Source organism: Mariniflexile sp. AS56 (assembly GCF_030552475.1).
Lineage (GTDB): Bacteria > Bacteroidota > Bacteroidia > Flavobacteriales > Flavobacteriaceae > Mariniflexile.
On sequence record NZ_JAUPED010000007.1, the window covers coordinates 187,141 to 211,217 of the forward strand.

The 24,077-nt window shown below is 32.1% G+C and carries 18 protein-coding genes; 13 read left to right on the plus strand and 5 right to left on the minus strand.

Annotated elements, in window-relative coordinates:
• The first annotated feature begins 2 nt into the window (after positions 1 to 2).
• The 9 genes from mnmE (at position 3) to Q5N74_RS10500 (ending at position 13,108) form a co-directional block, all read left to right on the plus strand.
• On the plus strand, positions 3 to 1,400 hold the full coding sequence (mnmE, locus tag Q5N74_RS10460; RefSeq protein WP_304388743.1) for a tRNA uridine-5-carboxymethylaminomethyl(34) synthesis GTPase MnmE: 1,398 nt from the start codon (positions 3 to 5) through the stop codon (positions 1,398 to 1,400).
• 435 nt (positions 1,401 to 1,835) lie between these two features.
• Positions 1,836 to 2,078: a helix-turn-helix transcriptional regulator gene (locus Q5N74_RS10465; protein ID WP_103191856.1), complete on the plus strand. Its 243-nt coding sequence runs from the start codon at positions 1,836 to 1,838 to the stop codon at positions 2,076 to 2,078.
• Complete coding sequence (locus Q5N74_RS10470) at positions 2,050 to 2,367, plus strand: HipA N-terminal domain-containing protein (protein ID WP_304388744.1); 318 nt, start codon at positions 2,050 to 2,052, stop codon at positions 2,365 to 2,367. Before Q5N74_RS10465 ends, Q5N74_RS10470 begins: the two co-directional genes overlap by 29 nt.
• The gene (locus Q5N74_RS10475; protein ID WP_304388745.1) at positions 2,364 to 3,308 is read left to right on the plus strand and encodes a HipA domain-containing protein; all 945 of its coding nucleotides are present in this window, start codon (positions 2,364 to 2,366) and stop codon (positions 3,306 to 3,308) included. The genes Q5N74_RS10470 and Q5N74_RS10475 overlap by 4 nt, the downstream gene beginning before the upstream one ends.
• Positions 3,309 to 3,494: 186 nt before the next feature.
• A complete protein-coding gene (locus Q5N74_RS10480) occupies positions 3,495 to 6,665 on the plus strand; it encodes a DEAD/DEAH box helicase (RefSeq protein ID WP_304388746.1) in 3,171 nt (1,056 codons plus the stop codon).
• A complete protein-coding gene (locus tag Q5N74_RS10485) occupies positions 6,665 to 7,432 on the plus strand; it encodes a DUF4391 domain-containing protein (RefSeq protein WP_304388747.1) in 768 nt (255 codons plus the stop codon). Before Q5N74_RS10480 ends, Q5N74_RS10485 begins: the two co-directional genes overlap by 1 nt.
• A gap of 25 nt (positions 7,433 to 7,457) precedes the next feature.
• Positions 7,458 to 9,323 carry a site-specific DNA-methyltransferase gene (locus Q5N74_RS10490; protein ID WP_304388748.1) on the plus strand — a complete coding sequence of 622 codons (1,866 nt, stop codon included), beginning with the start codon at positions 7,458 to 7,460 and terminating at the stop codon, positions 9,321 to 9,323.
• Between the two features lie 3 nt (positions 9,324 to 9,326).
• Positions 9,327 to 12,356, plus strand: a complete 3,030-nt coding sequence (locus tag Q5N74_RS10495; RefSeq protein WP_304388749.1) for a type III restriction-modification system endonuclease — start codon at positions 9,327 to 9,329, stop codon at positions 12,354 to 12,356.
• A gap of 392 nt (positions 12,357 to 12,748) precedes the next feature.
• Complete coding sequence (locus tag Q5N74_RS10500; protein WP_304388750.1) at positions 12,749 to 13,108, plus strand: hypothetical protein; 360 nt, start codon at positions 12,749 to 12,751, stop codon at positions 13,106 to 13,108.
• Positions 13,109 to 13,256: 148 nt separating this feature from the next.
• On the opposite strand, the gene Q5N74_RS10505 is transcribed toward Q5N74_RS10500, so the two are convergent.
• The 5 genes from Q5N74_RS10505 to Q5N74_RS10530 form a co-directional block, all read right to left on the minus strand.
• On the minus strand, positions 13,257 to 15,326 hold the full coding sequence (locus Q5N74_RS10505) for a toll/interleukin-1 receptor domain-containing protein (protein WP_304388751.1): 2,070 nt from the start codon (positions 15,324 to 15,326) through the stop codon (positions 13,257 to 13,259).
• A 655-nt stretch (positions 15,327 to 15,981) separates the two neighbouring features.
• Positions 15,982 to 17,907, minus strand: a complete 1,926-nt coding sequence (locus Q5N74_RS10515) for a S9 family peptidase (RefSeq protein WP_304388752.1) — start codon at positions 17,905 to 17,907, stop codon at positions 15,982 to 15,984.
• A 157-nt stretch (positions 17,908 to 18,064) separates the two neighbouring features.
• Positions 18,065 to 19,240, minus strand: coding sequence for a serine hydrolase (locus Q5N74_RS10520; protein ID WP_304388753.1), 1,176 nt, complete (start codon positions 19,238 to 19,240; stop codon positions 18,065 to 18,067).
• Positions 19,241 to 19,342: 102 nt separating this feature from the next.
• Positions 19,343 to 20,269, minus strand: coding sequence for a hypothetical protein (locus Q5N74_RS10525; protein WP_304388754.1), 927 nt, complete (start codon positions 20,267 to 20,269; stop codon positions 19,343 to 19,345).
• Positions 20,179 to 20,568, minus strand: a complete 390-nt coding sequence (locus Q5N74_RS10530; RefSeq protein ID WP_304388755.1) for a hypothetical protein — start codon at positions 20,566 to 20,568, stop codon at positions 20,179 to 20,181. The genes Q5N74_RS10525 and Q5N74_RS10530 overlap by 91 nt, the downstream gene beginning before the upstream one ends.
• A 364-nt stretch (positions 20,569 to 20,932) precedes the next feature.
• On the opposite strand from Q5N74_RS10530, the gene Q5N74_RS10535 reads away from it, so the two are divergent.
• The 4 genes from Q5N74_RS10535 to Q5N74_RS10550 all read left to right on the plus strand — a co-directional run bounded on the left by Q5N74_RS10535 (position 20,933) and on the right by Q5N74_RS10550 (position 23,956).
• On the plus strand, positions 20,933 to 21,676 hold the full coding sequence (locus Q5N74_RS10535; RefSeq protein WP_304388756.1) for an SOS response-associated peptidase: 744 nt from the start codon (positions 20,933 to 20,935) through the stop codon (positions 21,674 to 21,676).
• A 415-nt stretch (positions 21,677 to 22,091) separates the two neighbouring features.
• On the plus strand, positions 22,092 to 22,721 hold the full coding sequence (locus Q5N74_RS10540) for a LysE family translocator (RefSeq protein ID WP_304388757.1): 630 nt from the start codon (positions 22,092 to 22,094) through the stop codon (positions 22,719 to 22,721).
• Between the two features lie 132 nt (positions 22,722 to 22,853).
• Positions 22,854 to 23,513 carry a DUF4172 domain-containing protein gene (locus tag Q5N74_RS10545; RefSeq protein ID WP_304388758.1) on the plus strand — a complete coding sequence of 220 codons (660 nt, stop codon included), beginning with the start codon at positions 22,854 to 22,856 and terminating at the stop codon, positions 23,511 to 23,513.
• Complete coding sequence (locus Q5N74_RS10550; RefSeq protein WP_304388759.1) at positions 23,438 to 23,956, plus strand: Fic family protein; 519 nt, start codon at positions 23,438 to 23,440, stop codon at positions 23,954 to 23,956. Before Q5N74_RS10545 ends, Q5N74_RS10550 begins: the two co-directional genes overlap by 76 nt.
• The last annotated feature ends 121 nt before the right edge of the window (positions 23,957 to 24,077 follow it).

The window sequence follows — 24,077 nt, forward strand, 5'->3', positions numbered from 1 at the left end:
ATATGATTCATCAAGATACCATAGTCGCTTTAGCAACTCCATCTGGTGCGGGTGCTATTGCTGTGATACGTTTGTCTGGAAAAGATGCCATTTCTATTGCAGATGGTAGTTTTAAGTCCATAAAAAGTAAAAAGACACTTAGTAACCAAAAAACACATACTATTCATTTAGGGCATGTTATTGATGGAAATAAAACCATTGATGAGGTGTTGGTTTCAGTATTTAAAAATCCGAACTCTTATACGGGTGAAGATGTGGTTGAGGTGTCGTGCCATGGTTCTAATTACATTCAACAGGAAATTATACAATTATTTCTAAGGAAGGGTTGCCGTATGGCCACGGCAGGAGAGTTTACTTTACGTGCCTTTTTAAATGGTAAATTAGATTTAAGTCAAGCTGAAGCAGTTGCCGATTTAATTTCATCGGATAACGAAGCATCGCACCAAATAGCGATGCAACAAATGCGTGGTGGTTTTTCATCTGAAATAGCAAAATTACGTGAGGAACTTCTAAATTTCGCTTCGTTAATAGAATTGGAATTAGACTTTGCGGAAGAAGATGTTGAGTTTGCAGATAGAACCCAATTTAAAGATTTAGTAGAACGCATCAGTTTTGTTTTAAAACGTTTGATAGACTCCTTTGCGGTTGGTAACGTTATTAAAAATGGTATTCCGGTAGCGATTGTAGGAGAGCCTAATGTTGGAAAATCGACGCTTCTAAATGCGCTTTTAAATGAAGAACGCGCCATTGTTTCGGAAATAGCAGGAACTACAAGAGATACTATTGAAGATGAAATTTCAATTGGTGGTATTGGTTTCCGGTTTATTGATACAGCAGGTATTCGTGAAACGAAAGATGTGGTTGAAAGCATAGGTATTAAAAAAACTTTTGAAAAAATAGACCAAGCACAGGTAGTTGTTTTTCTTGCCGATAGTTTGAATTTCAAGGAGGATGTGTTTATTAACTCCTTTAAAATTGAAATTGAAAAAATTAAAAACAAGTACCCTTTAAAACCTTTGCTAATTGTCGCAAATAAGGTTGATAAATTAGATGCCAATCAGATTGAATCTATTAAAAAGGAGATTCCTCAAATTCACTTTCTGTCTGCCAAAAAAAGTATTGGGGTCGACGAACTGAAAGATAAACTTCTAAGTTTTGTAAATACTGGTGCATTAAGAAATAACGATACCATAGTCACAAATTCAAGACATTACGATTCCTTATTAAAAGCATTGGATGAAATTGAAAAAGTAAAACATGGCTTACAGTCTGGGTTGTCTGGCGATTTATTAGCCATCGATATTCGTCAAGCATTGTATCATTTTGGTGAAATAACAGGAGAAATAACCAATGATGATTTGTTGGGTAATATTTTTGCTAATTTCTGTATTGGAAAGTAATGAGGGATAGCAAAGGATAGTAAAAGAATATAAATAGCTAATAACTAGTGTTTTTATAAAAATTAATTTTGTTTTCTTTCCTTTCAAAACAATTTGTTGGTAGTTTTGGTACTCCTAAAGTACAGCTACATCATTTTATTTTTCGCATATCGATTTTTAGTGGTTCACTTTAATCCGCTGTGGGTGGTATACTATACCCGTTTATTGCGATTAACACATTTATATAAATGTATTCTTATACTTTTATAGGCTTACTATATTTATACAAAAATATCAGTTGATTTTTAACGCTTGCATATGAAGAAAAAATCAACTGATTTTTAAAACGAAAAAATTACACCTTAAAAGGTATAAAAACTACAAAAAAAAACAACATACACCCTTAAAGGTATAATATAAATATATTTTATTATATTGTACCCATAAAGGTATATTATGAATAACTGGGATAGAGAGAACGGGATTGCCCAATTTGTGAGGGATAGACGTAAAAAAGCAAAACTAACACAGGTAGAGTTATCAGACTTTACAGGAGTAGGATTGCGTTTTGTGCGCGAACTTGAACAAGGAAAACCAAATCTAATGTCAGATAAAGTAAATCAAGTACTTTTATTTTTCGGACACACATTAACTCCAACACCTATAAGCGATGAGACAAGGCGAAATATGGGTAAATAATAGACTAGCAGGTACCTTAACAGAATATGACAATGATTATAATTTTGAGTATAAAAAAACATACTTAGAAGACGAAAACGCTATACAAATTAGCGTAACACTACCATTACAAAAAGAACCTTTTAAATCTGAACAATTATTTCCCTTCTTCGATGGTTTAATTCCTGAAGGGTGGTTATTAGATATTGCACATAAAAATTGGAAAATAAACCCAAGAGATCGTATGGGATTATTATTGACGACATGCAGAGATTGTATTGGTAATATTAGTATTACAGAGAAAATATGAACTATTGCTTAGCCTGCCATAAAGAACTAAATAAAGGTGATACATATTATCACCAAAATTGCCTTGCAGATTTTTGGCAAGAAGATGCACCGGTGCTAGAACTAGATTATGAATTATCTCAAATCGAAGACTTAGCAAAAGCAAACGTAGCACAACGTATTATTGTAACAGGTGTACAGCCCAAATTATCATTGGGTTTTACAGAAGAAAATACTCAAAGCCGATTAACTATTGTAGGTGCTTTAAACGGGCGCTATATCTTAAAGCCACCTTTTGAGTTATATCCACAAATGCCAGAAATTGAAGCCTTGTCTATGTTACTAACACAAGCTTGTGGTATAGCAACAGTTCCTTTTTTACTAATTCCTTTAAAAGACGGATCATTAGCTTATTTAACAAAACGTATAGATCGTAATGCGAAGGGAGATAAATATCCTATGGAAGATGCTTGTCAATTTACAGAACGCCTAACAGAACATAAATATCGGGGTTCTTATGAGCAAATAGCAAAAGGAATTTTTAGGTATGCTCAAAATCCTTTACTGGAAACCGTAAAGTTTTATCAGCAAGTGATTGTATCTTTCCTGATTGGAAATAATGATATGCATTTAAAGAACTTTTCTATAATAGCCCATGATAGTAAACATTATGAACTGTCACCTGCTTATGATATGGTGGCAGTAAAATTGTTAATTCCAGACGACCCAGAAGAACTAGCATTAAATCTTAATGGAAAAAAGCGAAAACTAAATCGGCGAGATTTTAATGAAGCGATGTTAAAAGCAAATATACCTGAAAAAGCAATTGAAAACCTTTGGAAACGTATAGAAAAAGGAATGGCGAATTGGAAAGCGTTAATTGATAGTAGTTTTTTAAGTGAAGAGAATAAAAACACCCTAAAAACATTAATAGAAAATAGAGCAAAACAAGTAGGGCTTTAAAATAGTGAGAAATATTTCGCTTTATAATTTGTAATAAATTTTTATGGATAAAAGCGTGGATACAATAAGGGATATTAAAAGAATATTATAACATAAGGTTTTATGGAAATTTATAGTTTTAATATCTTTAAAGTTCATCTAGTATAAAAGTGTTTAATGATTAAAGTATCTGACATTTAGTGATATATGAAAATAATTAATAACCAAGATTCTTTTTTAATAAAGGAATTAGACCACTTAATAAGTGAAACATCAAAAATATACCTAAGCTGTAATTATTTTACTGCATTTGCAGTTTTTGAAATATTAGACATATTAAAAAAATCTAGCTCGATTAATGTATTACTTGATTTTCAAGCACAAGAGGAAGATGATTTTAAATTTATTCAAAATGAAGCTGAAAGTAAGTTAAATTTAAAGTTAAACAGAAAGTTTAAAATCAATCAAGTCATAAGTTTAATTGAGGATAAATTACAATTACGAAAAGGAGGTATAGGAAATCTAAATATAATGTTAGTTGAAAACGAAGGGGTTTCAACTTGCTTTATGTTAACGCCTATGAATTTAGATTCTGTTTGTTTGGGCTTACAAGCATCGAAAACACCTATTTTTATAAGTGCAGTAGAGGATACTGGAAATCAATTTTTGGGATTATTTAAAAACGCTTGGGAAAACAGCATCCAATCACTTAACTCTACAATAATCGAGAAGCTTGAAAAAGGTACTAAAGATTATACTGGAGAAGAAATTTATAAATATTGCATCCGTGAAATATTCCATTACTCGACTATAAATGAAAGAGCCGATGAAAAATTACAGAAAATAGGGTTTAAAGATTCTAAAATTTGGAGCTTACTTTACAACTTTCAAAAGGATGCTGTTATTGGTGCTATCGAAAAAATTGAAACCTATGGCGGTTGTATTATAGCAGATTCTGTTGGTTTAGGTAAGACTTTTGAAGCTCTGGGAGTCATTCATTACTATTCAATTCAAAATAAAAATATTTTAGTTTTAGCTCCAAAAAAGTTAAGAGAAAACTGGACACTTTACTCCAGAAACACCGATAAAAGAAACATTTTAGCTCAAGATAGACTAAATTATGATGTGCTAAATCATACAGACCTTTCGAGGCTACGAGGTAAATCTGGAGATATAGATTTAGACACTATCAATTGGGGTATATACGATCTTGTTGTTATAGACGAATCTCACAATTTCCGTAACAACCCCACGAGAAAAGGGATGACACGCTACAAGCGGTTAATGACAGATATTATTAAAGCGAACGTAAAAACTCGTGTATTAATGCTATCTGCTACTCCCGTAAATAATAAAATGAATGACTTAAAAAATCAGGTGGCATTTATTACTGAAGGAAACGATGAAGCTTTTATGAGTCATGGTATTGATAGTATTTCTCAAGTTATGCGTGATGCACAACGAAGGTTTACACAGTGGTATAGGGATAGTGACCCAGATGACTTGAATGTTAACGATTTAATGGACAGTTTAGATGGGGCATATTTTAGAATATTAGATATGTTAACCATTGCAAGGTCTCGTAAACATATTGAGAAATATTATGATACTTCTAATATTGGCAAATTTCCAACACGTTTAACACCAGAAACGGTAAAACCTGAAATTGACACCAAAGGAAAGTTTAAAGATATTGGGGAGATATATGATGAAATAAGCACATTAACACTGGCTTCTTATTCACCGCTCGGATACGTACGTTCAGAAAAACGTGAGTTTTACGAGCAAAAATATGACATGGAAACCCATACAGGTAGCGTTTTCAAACAAGTAGACCGTGAACAGAGTTTAATTTATTTAATGCGTGTAAATCTCTTAAAACGCCTTGAAAGCTCTATACATTCATTTAAGTTGACAACCGAAAGATTAATAGCATTAGTTAACGCTAACCTTAAGCAACTTAAAGACCATAAGAACGGAGAAACAGATTATGATATTAACATTACTGATGTTGATATTGACGATGTAGAATTCGAAGACTTACTAATTGGAGGAAAAACAAAAGTATTAATTCAAGATATTGACACCATTCGTTGGAAACAAGATTTAGAGCATGATAAACATATATTAAAAACTTTATTGAGTACCATTGAGCTTATTGACGAGGAACGTGATGCCAAACTAAAAGAATTAAAAACGCGTATTTCAGATAAAGTAGATAATCAGCCTTATAACCAAGGCAATAAAAAAGTTATTGTTTTCACTGCATTTTCAGATACAGCGAATTACCTGTACGATGCATTAAGCGACTGGTTAAAAAATGAGAAAGGGCTTTATAGTGCTTTAGTTACGGGTTCTGGTAAAAATAAAACAAATTTGAAAGGGTGTAAAAACGACCTTAACACGGTTCTTACTTATTTTTCACCACGTTCTAAAAACAGAAAAGATATTTATCCAAATGCGACAAGTGAAATAGATATCATGTTTTGTACAGATTGTATTTCAGAAGGGCAAAACCTTCAAGATTGTGACTATTTAGTTAATTACGATATACACTGGAACCCTGTTCGAATTATTCAACGATTTGGACGTATAGACCGTATTGGTTCTATCAATAAAGAAATACAATTAGTTAACTTTTTTCCTAGCATGGAATTAGACCAGTTTATAGATTTAGTTGGAAAAGTACAAGGTCGTATGGTCATGCTAGATGTATCTGCTACAGGAGAGGATAACGTGATAAGTAAATCGAGTAAAGAAATGCAAGATCTCGATTATCGTAAACGCCAGCTTAAGCAATTACAAAATCAGGTTTTAGATTTAGAAGATATTGAAGGTAGTATTTCAATTACAGATATGACTTTTAATGATTTTAAGATTGACCTAGAAAAAAGCTCAGACCAGCAATTATTAGATTTAAAAGACATTCCCCCAGCATCGTATGCCGTAGTGAAATCTAATTTATCCGAAATTAAAGAAGGTGTAATTTATTGTTTAAAAGATACCAATTCAGAATCTAAGGAGAAATTGAAGAATAATATTCTTTATCCATTTTTCTTAGTATATGTTAGTATAGATGGTACGTATATGGTAAAGCCTACACAATCCAAAAAGGCTTTAGATTATTTTAGAAAACTATGTATGGGGCAAGATGTTATTTTACCGGAACTTATAGCTCAGTTTGAAAAAGAAACTCGAAATAATAAAAACATGACTGCGTACACTAGTGTTTTAAAAAGCACAATTCAAGAAGTTGTAGGAGTTCAAGAAGAAATAGGTTTGGACTCTTTGGCAACTAGAGGGGCTATTAACTTATTAAGTAAAGCTATAAATGAAGATGAAAGTTTAGAATTGGTAAGTTACTTAGTTATTAAATAATGAGTTTAAACTATAACAACATATTTAAAATTCCAGATATAAACCTGAGTGGGCAAAAGTTAACTAAGGCTTACTTTCTTCGAAACTTCGATCTGTCTGCTGGTGAGAAAAAACTATTAAATTTAGGAATTGAACAGATGGAGTTTATTGCTCAAATAATTCCTCAACGTAGTAATATACCAGCAGTTATTAACGAAAAAGACAGTTTTGAGCAGATATTAATTTTGCTATGTACGGTTACAGATAGCATATTAGATAGTACTGCCGATAATTGTATTCAACTCATTCAAAAATATATTTCGCATCAAGTACTTTTGATTGTAGAAGATAAAAATGATTTTATATTGAACGCTACCGAAAAACGCATCAATCAAGTAGATAAAAATAAGTTAACGATAGAACGGTATTTTACAACTAAAAAACTTTCTAAACTGTATAAAGACGCTGTTGTAGATGCATTTTTTAATGCATTAGATTTTACCACCCTCGACAAAACAAATTTAGAATTATTATATAAAAATTACATTCAGGCAATTGTTCAATTTCAAACCACTAGTATTACAGGTAGCTTTCAAAAGCGAACGCACACCAGAACTAATGAAGATATGGCTACTATGGAATCCATAGAAACATTGGAAAATGAAATAACTACATTAGCCAACCAGATGAAGAAATTAAGTCAGATGAATGAAAAAATTCAGCTGAATATTAAAATACATAATAAACGTAAAGAGATTCAATCTCTAAAAGATGCACTCTTGCGTTGAGAGGAGTCGAAATGAAACTTTAAGTATGGAACAAATTAAACAAGGAGACCACTTATCTCAAAGTGAAAATATAGTAGAAACAAATATAGATAAGCTAAAAGCCCTATTTCCTGAGATTGTAACCGAAGGGAAAATAGATTTTAAAGTGTTACAGGAAGTTTTAGGTAACGAGCTTGAAGAGGGCGAAGAATATTACCGTTTTACGTGGGCTGGAAAAGCCAATGCCAGACGTGAAGCCCAAAAACCAAGTACAGGTACATTACGACCAGCACCAGAAGAAAGTGTAGATTGGGATACTACACAAAACTTATATATTGAAGGGGATAATCTAGAAGTATTAAAACTCTTGCAGAAGAGTTATGCTGGTAAGGTAAAAATGATTTACATAGACCCACCATATAATACAGGTAAAGACTTTGTTTATAAAGATAATTATAAAGATAACTTGCGTAATTACCAAGAAATTACAGGTCAAGTAGATGAAGAAGGTAATAAACTAAGCACTAATAGTGATAGTGATGGTAGATTTCATTCTAATTGGTTAAATATGATGTATCCTCGTTTACGTTTGGCTCGTAATTTATTAAAAGAAGATGGTGTTATTTTTATGAGTATTGATGATAATGAGTTTCAAAATTTAATAAAATTAGCTAATGATGTTTTCGGAGAAAATAACTTTGTCGAAAATTTAGTTTGGAAAAGGCGAGCAACACCACCAAATGATAGAATAATTGGAAAAAATCATGAATATCTTGTTATTTTTGCTAAAAGCATTGATAAACTTTCAATAAACCTACAGCCAAGAAGTGAAAAACTCAATAGTAGATATTCCAATCCTGATGAAGACCCTAGAGGTAATTGGGTTGCTTCAGACTTAAGTGCCAACGGGAAAGGTGGGAGATTGACAGAGAGTTGTATTTTCGATATTAAAAACCCTGAAACGGGTAAGCTCTTTTCACCACCAGCAAATAAATGTTGGCTATACAATAGGGAGAAAGTAGAAATGCTCATTTCTGAAAATAGAATTGGATTTAGAGAGAATTCTGGTTCCCCCTTTTTGAAGAGATACCTTTCTGAAGTTCGGCAAGGTTCAACATTAGCTACGATTCTTGATAATCACGGTTATTCTCAGGATTCAGCTAAAGAAATAAAAACACTTTTCAGTGCAGATGTGTTTGATTTTCCTAAACCAACGAAACTTTTAAAAACGATTCTTACTACAGGAACTAAAGATGATGAAATTGTTCTCGACTTTTTTTCAGGTTCTGCATCTAGTGCAGTTTCTATTTTAGAATTAAATTCTCAAGACGATAATAAGAGGCGATTTATTCAAGTTCAATTACCAGAGCAAACTGATAAAAATAGTGAAGCCTTTAAGGAAGGGTATAAGACCATTACTGAGATAGGAAAAGAACGCATCCGCAGAGCATCAAAAAAAATAGCTGAAGAATATCCAGAAAAAGCAAAAGACTTAGACTTAGGTTTTAAAGTCTTTAAACTAGATACCTCAAATATTAAAGCTTGGGATGGTAATCCAGCCAATCTAGATGAAAGTCTTTTTGATGCCCAAGATAATGTTAAAACAGACCGTACAGAACACGATGTATTGTACGAGATATTATTAAAATATGGTTTAGACCTTACCTTACCCATAGAAGAACAACAAATAGAAGGCAAAACGGTTTTTAGTGTCGGTTTTGGTGCCTTGTTTATTTGCTTAGCAGATACTATTAGCAGCAAAGTAGCAGAAGGTATTGGAGCTTGGAAAGAAGAATTACAGCCAGAAGTTTGTAGGGTAGTGTTTAAAGATACTGGTTTTACAGACGTAGAAAAAACGAATAGTATCCAGATATTAAAACGTTTTGGTATTACAGAAATTAAAAGTATCTAAGCTATGAAAATTAAATTTGAAAGCAGTTTAGATTATCAAAACGATGCTATAAAAGCGATTACTAATATATTCCAAGGTCAAGAAATATGCGAGGCTAATTTTACGGTGTATTCTCCAGAATTTCTAGCAAAGCAACAAAATATAGCTTTTAACGAAATAGGCTATGGAAATCGCTTAATGCTTACTGAGGGGAAATTAATCGAGAATGTACAAAACATACAATTAGCAAATGGATTAAAACCTAGTAACCGTAATGAGGTAGACAGAAATCATTTAGATTTTACTATTGAAATGGAGACTGGTACAGGAAAAACCTATGTGTATTTACGTTCCATTATGGAAATGTATAGACAGTATGGGTTTTCAAAACATATTATAGTGGTACCCTCTATTCCTATAAAAGAAGGGGTTTATAAATCGCTTCAAATCACCGAAGACCATTTTAAAGAATTGTACGATAACATTAACTACAATTTCTTTATATACGATAGTAGTAAACTTAACGAAGTAAGAGACTTTTCTACTAACGATGGTTTATCCATTATGGTCATTAATATTGATGCCTTCAGTAAAAGTTTTAAAAATCCAGCGAGTAAGGGAAAAGAAAATATAATCCATAGGTATAACGATAAGTTAGGATATAAACCTCTAGACCTTATTAAGAATACGAATCCAATTGTATTTATAGACGAACCTCAGACTACAATGAGCACGCCTATTAGAAAAAAGGCGGTTCAGGGATTAAATCCTTTAGCTGTATTGCGTTATTCTGCGACTCATAAAAAGGATGAGAAAATCAATATGATGTATAAGCTGGATGCTGTAGACGCTTATGATAAGAAATTAGTTAAGCAAATAGAAATAGGTTCTGTTCAGACTGAAGGGATGAATAATCAAGCCTATATACGTTTGGTTAAAGTTAATGTTGGTAAAGGGAGTCCGACAGTAAATTTAGAATTAGATGTGCTGGTAAAAGGAAAAATAAAACGTGTTGTAAAAAGCAATCTTCAACAAAATCAAGATTTGGAAGAGCTTACAGGACGTTTAGAATACGAAGGTTATATCATTAAAGATATTTATGGACATGCTGGTAATGAATATATAGATTTTACCAGTAGAACTGAAGAATTAAAGCTAGGTGAAGCTATTGGTAGTGTAGATGATAGACAAGTAAAAACGGCACTTATAAACAAAACCATTGAAGCCCATCTAGATAAAGAATTAGTGTTAAACCCACAAGGTATTAAGGTTTTGAGCTTGTTTTTTATCGATTCGGTTGGAAAATATCGTGTTTACGATGAAGAAGGAAATCCATCACTAGGTGAATATGCCGAAATCTTTGAGAAAGAATATCAGAAGCTTATCAGAAAAACTAAATACGCAAGTCTATTTGGTGAAATGAAAGATGTTGAAGTTGATGCTTCAGTAGTTCATAATGGTTATTTTTCTATTGATAAAAAAAGTAAAGTCAGTAATAAAAAAGAAAAATACGAATACTTTAAAGATACTTCAGGTTCTGTAAATGCAGATGAAGATACTTATAGTCTTATTATGCGAGATAAGGAAAAGTTACTGAGTTTCGATTCTAAATTACGCTTCATATTTTCGCATTCAGCTTTAAAGGAAGGTTGGGATAATCCAAATGTGTTTCAGATTTGTACGTTAAAAGATGCTGGTAATTCTGAGATTAGACGACGACAAGAAATTGGTCGTGGTTTACGTTTATGTGTCAATCAGGAAGGAGAACGTGTCTACGGTTTTGAAACTAATACACTAACCGTAATGGCTACAGAATCTTATGTAGATTTTGTAGGTAATCTTCAAAAGGAAATTGAAACTGAAACAGGTATTAAGTTTGGAGTTCTAGAATCGCATAGCTTTAATAACGTGGTGATGAGTATTGATGATGAAGTTGTTAATTATCTTGGTCAAGAAAAGTCTGAGCAACTATTCGATTACCTTATTTTAAAAGGTTACATAGATACAAGAGGGAAAGTACAAGATTTATTACGTGTAGCCATTAAAGAAGATGCAGTGGAATTGCCAGAAGAGTTTACCGAAAATGAGCATATAGAAAAGCAGATTTTAAGTCATTTAAAAGATGCAGCTGGAAAACTACAGATTAAAAATCAAGACGACAAAAAGAAAGTCAAGGTAAACAAACGCATATTAAATAGCCCTGAATTTAAAGCACTTTGGGAGCGTGTTAAATACAAGACCACGTTCTCTGTAGATTTTGATTCTGATAGCTTGGTGAAAGAATGTATTAAGGCTTTAGATGATAGATTGAAAATTACAAGAGGAAAACTACATTATAGCAAAGTAAAAATTGCTATGAATATAGGAGGACTTCAGGTTAACGAAGACCCAAAAACCTATTCCGAAAACATAAATGATGAAGTTCAGGTTTTACCAGACATTGTTGGGTATCTTCAGAACGAAACACAACTAACACGTAAGTCTATTGTTAAGATTCTAACAGGAACTAATAAGCTACCTTATTTTAAAATTAATCCTCAGAAGTTTATCGAAGGGTGTATCGACATTATAAATGAACAAATGCGTTTACATATAATTGATGGTATCCAGTATAAGAAAATAGGTGATTCTGAATATTACAGTCAGGAGCTATTCGAAAACGAAGAGTTATTCGGTTACCTGAAAAGTAACTTAACAGAATCTGAAAAATCACCATATGATTATGTAGTATATGATTCTTCAGTAGAGTCTAAGTTAGCTGTAGAATTTGAAAACAGTGAAAACATTTCTGTATATGCAAAACTTCCAAATTGGTTTAAAATAGATACACCACTTGGAACATATAATCCAGATTGGGCTATACTTTGGAAAGATGGTGACGATGAGAAATTATTTTTCGTTGTAGAATCCAAAGGAACAACCTTATTTGGTGATTTACGTCCGAAAGAACAGGGTAAAATTGATTGTGGTAAAAGACATTTCAATGCTTTAGGAGCAGAAATGATTGTAGCCGTTAATATGGATGATGTTAGTGGTCATGCTTTAATGAAGTAAAATAGGAGCACAGTAATTTAAAAGTTTTACACCCAATCCTAATAGAATTGGTTGTAAAACTTTTAAATATTTCCATTGCTTTGTTTAATTACGCATCAATATGGATAGAAAAAGCATAATGTTAAAGGCTAGATTTAGGAGAAACATAAAAGTTTTTATTATCCTTTAGTTCTCTTTAGAACCCTACTTTGTACCGCATATGTATTACACAGGTACCCTAACCCCTTAGAAAACAGCAGTAATTACATATTGTATTGGAAAATAGATTTAGAAGTCTGAGTTTTTGAAATTAGGGAATTGAATTATTAAAATTCGTAATGCAGACTTTTTCACGACGAATCACTAACCATAAAAGTAGAATAAGTACTCTTAACCCATCAACAGTAAAACAAATGACAATTAATCAACTACCAGGCAGCTATAACATTATTGGAAGTAATCAAGATGCAGAGGAGGCGGTTTATAAAGGAACCTTAGAGTTGGCATTAGATGTTAATAATAGAATTAACGCTAAATGGATTATAAATAATGATCAAAACCAATCAGGTACAGGCTTTTTTAAAGATAATATTTTGGTTATTAATTTTAATTACAAAGGTGAGGATGAGCTTGTTTACAAAGGTGTCGTTGTATATAAATGCATTACTAAAGACGTTTTAGATGGGTTCTGGTCAGAGAAACATGGCAACCCATTATATCTAGGAGAAGAACGTTGTTTTAGAGTTGGAACACACAAAGAGCTGGTTGATTGAGATTGGTTACTTTCATTTACTTCTCAAAAAACTGATGCTTGTATTTTTAAACCTATGTTTAAATTTAATACTAAAAATAAACCAGTTTAATTACACGAACTGTTATTTTGGATTCAAATATTCAGTTTCCATTTTCAAGAAATTAATATTACGAACTTAATTCACGGCAAGTTTTGCAATAGGGTTTGTCTTTTATATAGTGATTCCAATTTTCTTTAGTTAAATTAGAAAGGAGTCTTTTACAGACTTCATCAATTAAAAAATCACCTTTTAAGTATTCTAGTTTTGATTCATTTTTCCAGATTTTCGAAACATCCCAACCTATTAGATGTCCATTAATATCTATCCCAAATAAAACCCTGTCAAACGAGTTAAAATATAATTTGATTATTTCAGTAGGGCTTAAAATTCTAAAAATTTCTTTCACTTGAGCTGTGTATGTATACATCTGCATAAAGTGTATAACATTAGGGCCTCCAATTTCTGATGAGAAATAAATCTCACTATCTAATAGTCCAAAACCAACATTTCCAATGCCATAATTGTAAGTGAAAGTTTGCTCATTTTCTTTCGAAAACCTAAAGTTAAAAGGCTTGTTAAAGTACATCTTATTTATTGAGCCTCCTAGGCTCAAGCCAGCGAGGTCTGATCCGTTGACGACAAAATTTCCACCAGAGGAATAGTGCATGCTAGAAAACAAATCATAAGGAAGGAAAACATTTCCTTTTTCTTTTCCAATGTTAGGATTCAAATCAAAAAACAGGATGGAATCACCTTTCCATAAAGCAATTTCGTTTGTCTCAATAGGAGATCCTGTAGTTAAACCAGTTTGGGTTTTATTAATAGCAAAATCAGATAATTCTGTCTCAATAAAGACTTCTTTCTTTTGTTTCCAATCATAGCATAGTAATTTACCATTAAAGTCCATTATATATAGAAGAGACATGCCTTCATCAAAATCTAATTTCTTGCATCTTATAGGTAAAACGAATGAGTTTTTTAGTTTTGATTTATGGTTATACCTTATGATTTTAGTTTGATTTGGTAAATTTTGAACAATGAGTAATTCATCACTGTTTATGAAAAATATTTTTGACGCCTGCGGTGCATTAATTAATTTCTTTAATTTAAATGTTTTATTTGCCTCAGATAAATAGATATCGCCATTTTCGAGTATAATTGAAAAGTAATTTTCCGAAAAAGAAATGGGACTCATTGACATATCAACAACTTTTTGATCAAATATTCTTTTAAATTTTTGGACACCTAAAAAAGAGAGACTATTGTTGAGTATTATTTCTGCATCTTTATTTTGGTTTATTTTGTATGATTCAATAGCTAATAACATCCTTAAATTGATGTTAAATGGGTCAAAATTATTTGACTTTATATTGTTGCTAAGCAATTCTTCGTTTTTTAATAAACCAATTAAATTGGAGGCATAAAGCGCTTGAGCAGAATCGTTTAATTTCTTTAAAACTAGTGTGGATATTTTAAGTTCTTTATTCAAATTTACGATAGAGCTGTCCAATTCAGTTATTTTGTAGTTACGTTGAAATAATAAATTGTTTTTAATGCTGATCGAGTCAGATAAACCAGTGTTTTGAAATTCTAAACTTGTTTTCTCGTTAATTAATAATTTTTGATCAACTTGTAAATTATCAATATCTTTCTTGAGAAGATATGAATAGGTGCTTCCAACTAAAATTCCTGCTGCAATAAGTATCATTGTAGCTATAGCAAGATTTCTCAGTACCTTAATTCTCTTTCGATAAGTGAATGATCCAATAATCCTATTAATAATCTTTTTAGAAGGTTCTGAATTTTTCCAAATATTTGTACTTTCAATCGTTATAGCCAGTCCCTTTAGAACGTCTTCATATTGCCCAAGATTTTCAATATTATCAATTTTAATTGGTATAATCAGTCTTCCCGTTTTTTTAAATTCAATAATTTCTTGAAACATAGCTTGTGACAAAAAAGCTTTAGGAGAAAGGATTATAACCATTGCAGAGCAGCTTTTCAAAGCATCTAAAAGCGCTTTTGGAATCTTTTCCCCAGGATGGTTATGATATTGATCTAAGTAGCAAAAATATTGCCTAGTAGATAATTTGTTTGCCATAGTTAGTGCATAGTCTAAAGAATCTGCCCGAGAATATGATATAAAAATATCGTTACCTCTAATCCTATTAGTCCTGTCCTTAAGCTTTTTAAACATTGTAAGTTTCAGTAATTTAAATTGAATTTTGAAAAATAAAATCTTTTAGGTTGTGATTGCTTTTAACGGCAGTCTGGCTAATGTTAAAAGGGAAGAATTGTATTTTACTTATAGTAAGTAATGTAGTATAAATATATGAAAAATATATTTAGTCCATTTCACGGTGAATAATAAATTGACAATAAATATTTTAAAAATCTACAATAGGTTAGGAGTTAAGGAGTATTAAGAATGCTTGTTTTACAAGTGAAAGTATACATGGTAATTATGATGGCTAACTAATGGTATTGGCTGAGGTAGAGATTGTAAAATGTGCAACCAAAAACTATGTAAATTATTATTCATGAATAGTTTTAATGTTTTTAAATACTACAAGGCGTGTAGAGAGGTTTATGAGCGGCTAGTGAATAAAGAAAGAGCAAAAAGTTGCGTTAATTACAGTGGCTAATAAGTTGCTTAAACAATGCTTGGCTATTGCTAAATCAGGTAGGCTGTATGATGAAACTTATGTTTCTGTATTGCTTAAATAATTAGAGAAAAAAGCATAAAAAAAGCTTAGAAAATCAACTACTTGAATTTCTAAGCCCAACATAATAGTGTCTAATAATTTTGAAGAAATGACTTGTTTTTTACCTCAGTTCTTTGTCATGTGCTTTTAGTTTAAGTTTCTTTCTAAGAATTCAGCAACTCTTACATAGGCAGTTATTCGATTATTCATTTTGTAAATAAAATGTCCTTCATCCGGAAACCTTAAATATTCAGCTTCTCCACCATTATTTCTAATACCTTCAACAAATCTATCAGACTCCGTTACGGGATCTCTAGTGTCATTTGCTCCGTGCAGTACCATCACTGGTGATGTAACTTGATCAATGTAGGTAAATGGAGAAATGGTTTCAAAAAACTGTCTATCCTCTGGATTATCTATGTCTCCATATTCTAAGCGGTCTGAAGCTTTTAATTCTGGTGAAGCAGCCTCTAAAGCAGTTACCCAATTAGAAACTCCCACAAAGGCAACACCACATTCAAAAACTTCTGGTAATCTAGTCATTGCCGCCATGGTGAGATATCCACCGTATGAGGTTCCCATTATAGCAGTTTTTTCAGCATTACCGATGTTGCTTTCTGATAGATATTTTACGGCATCTTCAAGGTCATAAAGTTCATTTTCTCTTTTGCGAAGGTTGTTTTCTCGTGCATAGGTTTTACCATACCCCGTCGAACCGCGAAAATTAAGATCAAAAACGACAAAGCCTTTTGCAACTAAGTATTGAGAAAGCGCATTAAAATAAGGTCTTGATTGCATAGTGGGGCCGCCGTGCACTCTTAAAACTAGAGGAGAGCTCGCACTTATTTCTTTAGGAGCGTAGAGTAAACCATGTACGGTCAGGCCATCCCTAGCTTTAAAGCTGTGTGCCTCTGGCAATACCATTTTGCTTAGATCTAATCCTGCATTGCTGGATACAGTAATACGAGAAGTCTCTTTAGTTTTTGGTGCCCAAGCCCATAAATCACCGGGTGTTTTAGGGCTTGAAATATTAGCTATAAACTTGTTACTGTTAGAAGTAGTTAATTTTATTATACCTTCTGGCCATTTAGGGGATGCAACTACTTTTTCTTTAATAACATCAGTAATATAATGCTTGGAATATCCAGCTTCATTAGACACCCAATGAAGCATTGCATCTTTGTCTGAAAGTAATATCTGCTCAATATCAAATTCCTTCTGAAGTATATAGTCAAAGGAGGTATTACCTATGGTGTACATCGCAACTCCAATATACTCCTCATCTCTATTTGTACGTAAATAAAATGCACTATTATCTGCTTTCCATTGTATGTCCCCAAAAAAGGAGAAGTCGTTTTGTTTATTTAGTTGCACGAGTGACTCATCAGTCAGATTAAGTAAAAACAGATTGTTTGCGTCTTCACCAATTGATTCTGAAATTATGATATACTGCCCATTAGGAGAAAATGATACTGGGTAATACCCTAATTTTCCCAAATGCACTTGCTTGTCCGTGTTGCTTTTTAAATCATACACGTGGATGTCAAAATCAACACCATTTCTTTCGGTTGTAGAATAGGTTATTAAAGAACCATCCTTATTAAAGTTACCAAAATACCGATACGCATCAGAAGGCGGTAAAAGTTCCTTTTCATTTAAACCATCGCTAGAAATGAGGTAGAAAGCTACTTTTTCGTTGCCTTCTTTGTCAGTTCCGTATAGAATTTCATTAGTAGTCGGAGACCATTTATGAAAAGTTACGGAGTTTCCAAAAGTTATTTGTTTTGGTGCACTCAGTTGATCGGTACGTGTTACCCAAATTTGGAATTCACCAGTTAATTGTGTTCTGTAGGCAACCAGAGAGCCATCTGGAGAGAGTGAGGGAGCAACAGCCTCTTGTACTTTTAGAAACCTAGTGATGTCTGGCTCCGAAGACCCAGCTAGAGAAATTTTATTGGAGACTGCTATTGGCACATCATTCTCGAAAATATTTGAAGATTTAGAATTTGATTGCTTTTCATTACATCCATAAATCAGAAAAAGGATGATTAGACATTGAATTAAATTTCTCATAATTAGTATTGATTTAGAATGTGTGGTAACGTCTGGGCTATGAGTAGTTGCGAGGGTTAGCACTTAACTTTGCAAGTACACACTAAACTGAAAATCCGCAAGGATTTTCAGAAGTAGGCGAGAACAAGCAATTACTTACAGCGATTTTTATACCCAGTTATTTATTATTAAGTATAGGGATTATCCTGTCTTGCAAAACTCTCCAAGTCGACTTTTCAGGCTCATCATTAATATTCCAGCCATTAAAGACAATTATTAAATTGTATTCAGGTGCCATCATTAAATACTGTCCGCCATATCCATTACCTGCATAAATACTGGATTCACCTTTATTAGTATATTCCGGAATCCACCATTGATAGCCATAACCCATATCACGTCTCCAGTCAGGTTTTACGTCTTGTATTAAAGGGCTCGTGGATGTAGAGACCCAATTTTCTGATACAATTTGTTTGTCATTCCATTTCCCTTTATTCAAAAATAATGAACCAATTTTCACTAAGTCTTCCGCCTTAAGGTATAAACCTCCTTCTGTATCAATTTCTCCATTAGGGGTTTCTTTCCAATAGTAATCTGTAATGTCTAGTGGCTCAAATAATTTTTCTTCTGCCCAATGGTCAATACGTTTGCCTGTAATAGTTCTAATAATTTCACCTAAAAGAACAGTACCGCCACCATTATACACGAATTTTGTTCCTGGTATTGTGTCCATAGGTTTGCTTAAAACATATTCTACCCAGTTGTCACTTGATTCCAGTAAAAAACAGTCATTAGTATTGTCATTATGGTCGGTCTCCTCATTCCACTTTAAACCACTTCTCATTGTTAACAAATCCTCAATTGTTATATTCTCTTTTTGTTTATCCAGAAAACCAGTACCATAACCTTTCAATAAAGGCATTGCTTTATTGTCTACGTTATATTGCTCATTCAAATCTAACGCAATGCCAAACAGGATTGAGGTAATACTTTTGGTTACAGATTGAAGTGTGTGTAATTCACTTTGCTTATAGTAAGGATGCCAATTCGTACTATTGAAATTGTATTGATGATTGGTTGTGTCATATTTTTGAACAACGAATTCATAGTCCTGCTCATATTTATAATCTGCCAATAACTCGTCATTTTGTATCAGCATAAAGCGATCTATTAATCCATAATCTCCATTATTTATTTCTGAATTAATAGAATCAATCACAGCAGAAAGGACATTTGGGGAAGTTACTTTTTGTTGGTCTTTAGTTGAGTCTTTATTTTTTGAGTTACAACCAATAACTACACCTACAAGCAAAATTGAAAATGCTAGCGTTTTAATTTTATTTATTATTCTCATAATTTTGTTCTAATTGGGTATACACAATGGTGTATATTATAGATTTAAAAGAAAATTTAATTTTTATTTAGCAAATAGATTCAACCTTTTAACAAAACACAATTAAAATAATTCTGCCATAACTGGCAAATGATCCGATTGCCAAATGCTATTCATTATAGAGCTATCATTACAAGCGCCATTAGGCGCAAAAACATAATTGCTAGGAACAACTATTTTAGCTGCATTGCCAGATGAAAAAACATAATCACCACCTCTATCTCCATTTTCACCATGCCAGCAACCATTACTTTTGTTGCAACTAAAGATAATATTTAAAATTTTGGCTTCAGTTGAAACATCTGCATTGCCTAATGGTTGCCACTCCATTTTTCTTAAATTCTTCGTTTTCCAATTCCATCCTGTCTCATTAAAATCACCAGTCATTATTATCCTATAATTTGTTGTTGCATCAAAGTGTTTCATTGTTTTCGCTGCTGCACTCAAATCATAACTAACGGCTTCAAAACATGAGTATTTATATGCTGGATGTTTTGTGTTATGACTGTCACCATGTGGTGAATGTACATTGATAAATATGATCTTATCGCTTGTATTGATGTCTTCTAAGAGCAAAACATGAAATGGACGATCCGTTTTCGAGCTATTAAATTGGCTACAAACATGTTCAATTAAATTATATTTTGATGCATCATAAAAACTAGCCATCTGCATTGCATGTCCTCCATTTGTAGCGTGTGTTTTACTTTTAATCATTTTAAGTTTTGATAAAGTTTGTTTCGCTTCAGCTTGAAGGTATTGTATTTTATTGGCCTCTTGTATTCCGACAAAGTCAAAATTTGAATGCCCAAGAGATGCTGGTGCTCCATCTAAGAAACCTGCCATATTTTGTGCGCAAATTGTTAACTGGTCTTCGACAACCCACACACAATTTTTTCCTAAATCATAGGCAGATCCACTTGCATCATGGCACATCGCTTGGAAACAAATATTATAAGATAAAACGAGAATTGATTTGTTTTGAGCCATTTGAAATTTGTTTTTTTATTGGTTATAAATGTTATCGAGATTTCAATTGTGTTTATTTTATATAATAGAATTTTAAGAAACTGATAATCTTTTGAGTATTGAGATAGGGTTGTTTGAATAAGGCTATCAATTGCTGGTGAAAGATTACCGACCACACCTCCACCTATGGCGTAATTTGGTTTGGAATTTTGATTAATCCATCCCGAAACATCGACGCCTTTATCTAGTAATGATTTTATATAATCAAGATCCTCTTGCACATAGTCTATGTCCTGTTTTGTACCTAATGGGTAAGTCATTGTACTAATTTAGTTTGATTCTACATATTTAAAATAGAGGAAGTCTATTTTTATGTTCATCTTAAAATTTGTTTGATATTAATTAAATCATTAAAAAGTTTAAGAAAGCATTTCTCTTAAATAAGAATGATAAAAATTCTTTAGGGAAGAATTGTATTTGATTAAGAATAAGTAGCTTATTATAAATATATGAAATTATTTTTAGACACTTAACTTTATAAATAAGAAATTTTGAATTATTATCATTTTTTATACCTCCTAAAAATATGTCTATATTAATGTCTATTAATAAAAATAGTGGTAATTAATTTATTGTTTTGAAGTGGTTAGACTATTTTTTAACTTTATAAAAAAAGTATATGTCATGTGTTTTCATACCAGTACAACTCATAAAACAAAAAAGTTAGAGGCGCATTTTAAGGTGGAATTGAATAATGAAAATATAAGGACCGTATTTGATAAGCCAAATTATCACCTAAACGGATTTGCGCATCCCAATATGCTGGTGATTCCTCAGGAGAAAAACCAAGTATTAGCTCCTGGGGTGTGGGGAATTGTGCCAACAAATAAAAGTAGTCAAGAAATTAAGGATTACTATAAAGAAGCGGTCAAGTATGGAGGTGGATTAAATGCGAAATCTGAAAAATTATTTGATCACTATTTATATAGAGAATCGGCTTTAACTAGACGGTGTGTTATTCCTGTAACTGGCTTTTATGAACCCCATGAACACAATAAAAAGAAATACCCTTTTTATATTCAAGGAAAAGACCGTCAACCTTTGGGCTTGGCAGGTATCTATTCCGTTATAGATACTTATATCACATTTAGTATTTTAACTAAAGCTGCATCACCTTTATTTGAAAAAATACATAATCTTAAAAAAAGGCAGCCAGTTATATTAGATGAATTACAAATAGGGGACTGGTTGGATGGTAGTATAAACCAAAACGATGTAAAAGATATTATTTTTAGTAACTATTCAGAATCCAAATTGGAGGCATATACTATTAGTAAAGATTTATTCAGTCCAAAAGTTGATAGTAACATTGAATCTATAACAACTAAAGTCGAATATGCTGAATTAAATAAAACCATGCTGGATTAAGTTTAATTAATTATTGTATTACAGTTGTAATATCCAAGGATTAGATTGGAATTTGTTTTGAGTTTTTTTCAACTTCGTCGAGATAAAGAAAATCCGATGAAATACATGAATTTTCAATTTGAGATAAACATTTCGAAGTTGAGATCAATATAAATATTACAGATGTAATATTTAAGTATCAAGAAGTTATATTTTGATTTGATTATTTTATTGGCGGGAGTGAATTAATTTTGGTCATATCTATAATTAAAAGAAAGTGGAATTAATGTTAATAGTGCAAGTTCTATTTGTAGAATGTGCAACCAAACACTACGTGAATTATTAAATAAGTGCGGTTTTAATTCTTATAATTATTTTGAATGTTTCTAATATGAATTAACTTTCTAAGTTGTTTATTTGTGCTTCAAAATATATTATGTTTTTTTTCACCTATTTACTTTTAGGATTTTTTATTGCGGCTTCGGGTAGTATTGTACCTAGTTTTCTAAATTTAACTGTTGTTAAATTTAGTTTAAAAAGTGGTAGAAAATCGGCTTATTATCTTATTGCTGGTTTCGCCACAGTACTGTTTCTTCAAGCAAATATTGGAGCCTATTTATCAAGTGTTTTAATGAAAAATTCAGAATACATTACCATAATTCAAAAAGTGGGTACAGGAATTCTATTCCTTTTGTCTCTAAATTTTTTCAGAATGTATTTTACTTCAAAAAAACGAAAAAAGAAAGAAGACATTGATAAATCGAAAGCGTATTTACACGGTATAGGTATGTCTTTACTAAATACTTTTGCTATTCCATTTTATTTCACTTCTATTTCTTTTTTAATAGGATTAGAGTATTTCGAATATTCTATTCTGAATAGTTTATATTTTTCAATAGGTTCAACTGTAGGCTCATTTTCATTGTACGCAATGTATGCAACAGTTGCTAGCAAAATTGAACACAAACTCACTTTTATAGCAACCAAAATGGATTTTATTTTAGGTTGTTTAACAGGTGTAGTAGGTATTGGTAATCTAGTTTATTTACTTTTATTCAAAGGGTGATATTGTAGTCTTACTTAAAACTGAAGGCTTCCTCATTTTAAGAAGTTCTTTTTTAATAATGAGCCGATTAATTTTGTTAATCGGCTCATTATTTTATGTATTTTTGAGCCAATAAAACAATCTAATCGACTCATGACTTATAATTGGCAACAAAAAGATTGGACAAAATTCAGCTATGATATAAGTAAACTAGAGGATAAACTCTATGCTTTTGCTGAAAAATCAGGACGTATTAGTGGGATTTTGAAAGCCATGACAAGGGAAGATCATGTTCAGACGATGATAAATATTATGGTTGCAGAAGCCATTAAAACTTCTGAAATTGAAGGGGAGTATTTAAGTCGAATCGATGTGATTTCCTCAATCCGTAATAATTTGGGGCTCAATGCTAATCCAGAACGTGTTAAAGATAAAAATGCAGAGGGTATGGCAACCCTAATAACAGATGTGCAAAACAGCTATGCTGAAAAACTGACTAAAGAAAAGCTTTTTGATTGGCATAAAATGATATTTCCTTTGGCCTCAAATATTAATGTAGGTGGCTGGAGACTACATGAAGACCCTATGCAGGTTGTGTCTGGTAGAATAGACAAACCAGTTGTTCATTTTGAAGCACCACCATCTAAGCTGGTACCGTTAGAGATGGATAACTTCATCGCTTGGTTTAATCAAACAGCTCCCAATGGTTCTAGAACGATTAAACATGCCGCTATACGATGCCTATCTCTCACCTTTATTTTGAAACAATTCATCCATTTGAAGATGGCAATGGACGTATTGGACGTTCTATAGCCGAAAAAGCATTATCACAGTCTGTAGGCTACCCTCTTCTTTTAAGTCTTTCGGCGACAATAGAAGCAAAGAAAAAAGAGTATTATAATGCATTAAAACAGGGGCAAAGCAGTAATGAAATTACACCTTGGCTTGAATATTTTATAGATGTTATATTGAAATCGCAAGATGAATCTGAATCCTTAATTCACTTCACTCTGAGAAAAGCTAAGCTTTTTGACCACTATGAAAGTAAATTAAATGAAAGGCAATTAAAAGCTATTAAGCGCATGCTCGAAGAAGGACCAAAAGGGTTTGAAGGAGGCATGACTGCTAAAAAATACATGCGAATTACCCAAACGTCTAAACCAACAGCTACAAGGGATTTACAAAAATTAGTGGAGTTAAAAATATTTGGAGTAGAAGGTGATGGACGTAGTACATCTTACCAAATTATTTTATAAAATATTTCTATTCTTTTATAAATTGTAGTTTTATTAGATAGATACTTTTTTAGTAAAATTTTGAGTAATTCTTATTATTGAATTATCACTAATTATTACCTTTGAAATCATAGTGCGAATT

Bases quoted from the DNA above. Each gene is read 5' to 3' on its own strand.
- mnmE (WP_304388743.1), top strand. From the start codon at position 3: ATGATTCATCAAGATACCATAGTCGCTTTAGCAACTCCATCTGGTGCG.
- Q5N74_RS10545 (WP_304388758.1), top strand. From the start codon at position 22,854: ATGACTTATAATTGGCAACAAAAAGATTGGACAAAATTCAGCTATGAT.
- Q5N74_RS10550 (WP_304388759.1), top strand. From the start codon at position 23,438: ATGCCTATCTCTCACCTTTATTTTGAAACAATTCATCCATTTGAAGAT.
- Q5N74_RS10505 (WP_304388751.1), bottom strand. From the start codon at position 15,326: ATGTTTAAAAAGCTTAAGGACAGGACTAATAGGATTAGAGGTAACGAT.
- Q5N74_RS10475 (WP_304388745.1), top strand. From the start codon at position 2,364: ATGAACTATTGCTTAGCCTGCCATAAAGAACTAAATAAAGGTGATACA.
- Q5N74_RS10465 (WP_103191856.1), top strand. From the start codon at position 1,836: ATGAATAACTGGGATAGAGAGAACGGGATTGCCCAATTTGTGAGGGAT.
- Q5N74_RS10495 (WP_304388749.1), top strand. From the start codon at position 9,327: ATGAAAATTAAATTTGAAAGCAGTTTAGATTATCAAAACGATGCTATA.
- Q5N74_RS10525 (WP_304388754.1), bottom strand. From the start codon at position 20,269: ATGGCTCAAAACAAATCAATTCTCGTTTTATCTTATAATATTTGTTTC.
- Q5N74_RS10535 (WP_304388756.1), top strand. From the start codon at position 20,933: ATGTGTTTTCATACCAGTACAACTCATAAAACAAAAAAGTTAGAGGCG.
- Q5N74_RS10540 (WP_304388757.1), top strand. From the start codon at position 22,092: ATGTTTTTTTTCACCTATTTACTTTTAGGATTTTTTATTGCGGCTTCG.
- Q5N74_RS10515 (WP_304388752.1), bottom strand. From the start codon at position 17,907: ATGAGAAATTTAATTCAATGTCTAATCATCCTTTTTCTGATTTATGGA.
- Q5N74_RS10500 (WP_304388750.1), top strand. From the start codon at position 12,749: ATGACAATTAATCAACTACCAGGCAGCTATAACATTATTGGAAGTAAT.
- Q5N74_RS10490 (WP_304388748.1), top strand. From the start codon at position 7,458: ATGGAACAAATTAAACAAGGAGACCACTTATCTCAAAGTGAAAATATA.
- Q5N74_RS10520 (WP_304388753.1), bottom strand. From the start codon at position 19,240: ATGAGAATAATAAATAAAATTAAAACGCTAGCATTTTCAATTTTGCTT.
- Q5N74_RS10480 (WP_304388746.1), top strand. From the start codon at position 3,495: ATGAAAATAATTAATAACCAAGATTCTTTTTTAATAAAGGAATTAGAC.
- Q5N74_RS10485 (WP_304388747.1), top strand. From the start codon at position 6,665: ATGAGTTTAAACTATAACAACATATTTAAAATTCCAGATATAAACCTG.
- Q5N74_RS10530 (WP_304388755.1), bottom strand. From the start codon at position 20,568: ATGACTTACCCATTAGGTACAAAACAGGACATAGACTATGTGCAAGAG.
- Q5N74_RS10470 (WP_304388744.1), top strand. From the start codon at position 2,050: ATGAGACAAGGCGAAATATGGGTAAATAATAGACTAGCAGGTACCTTA.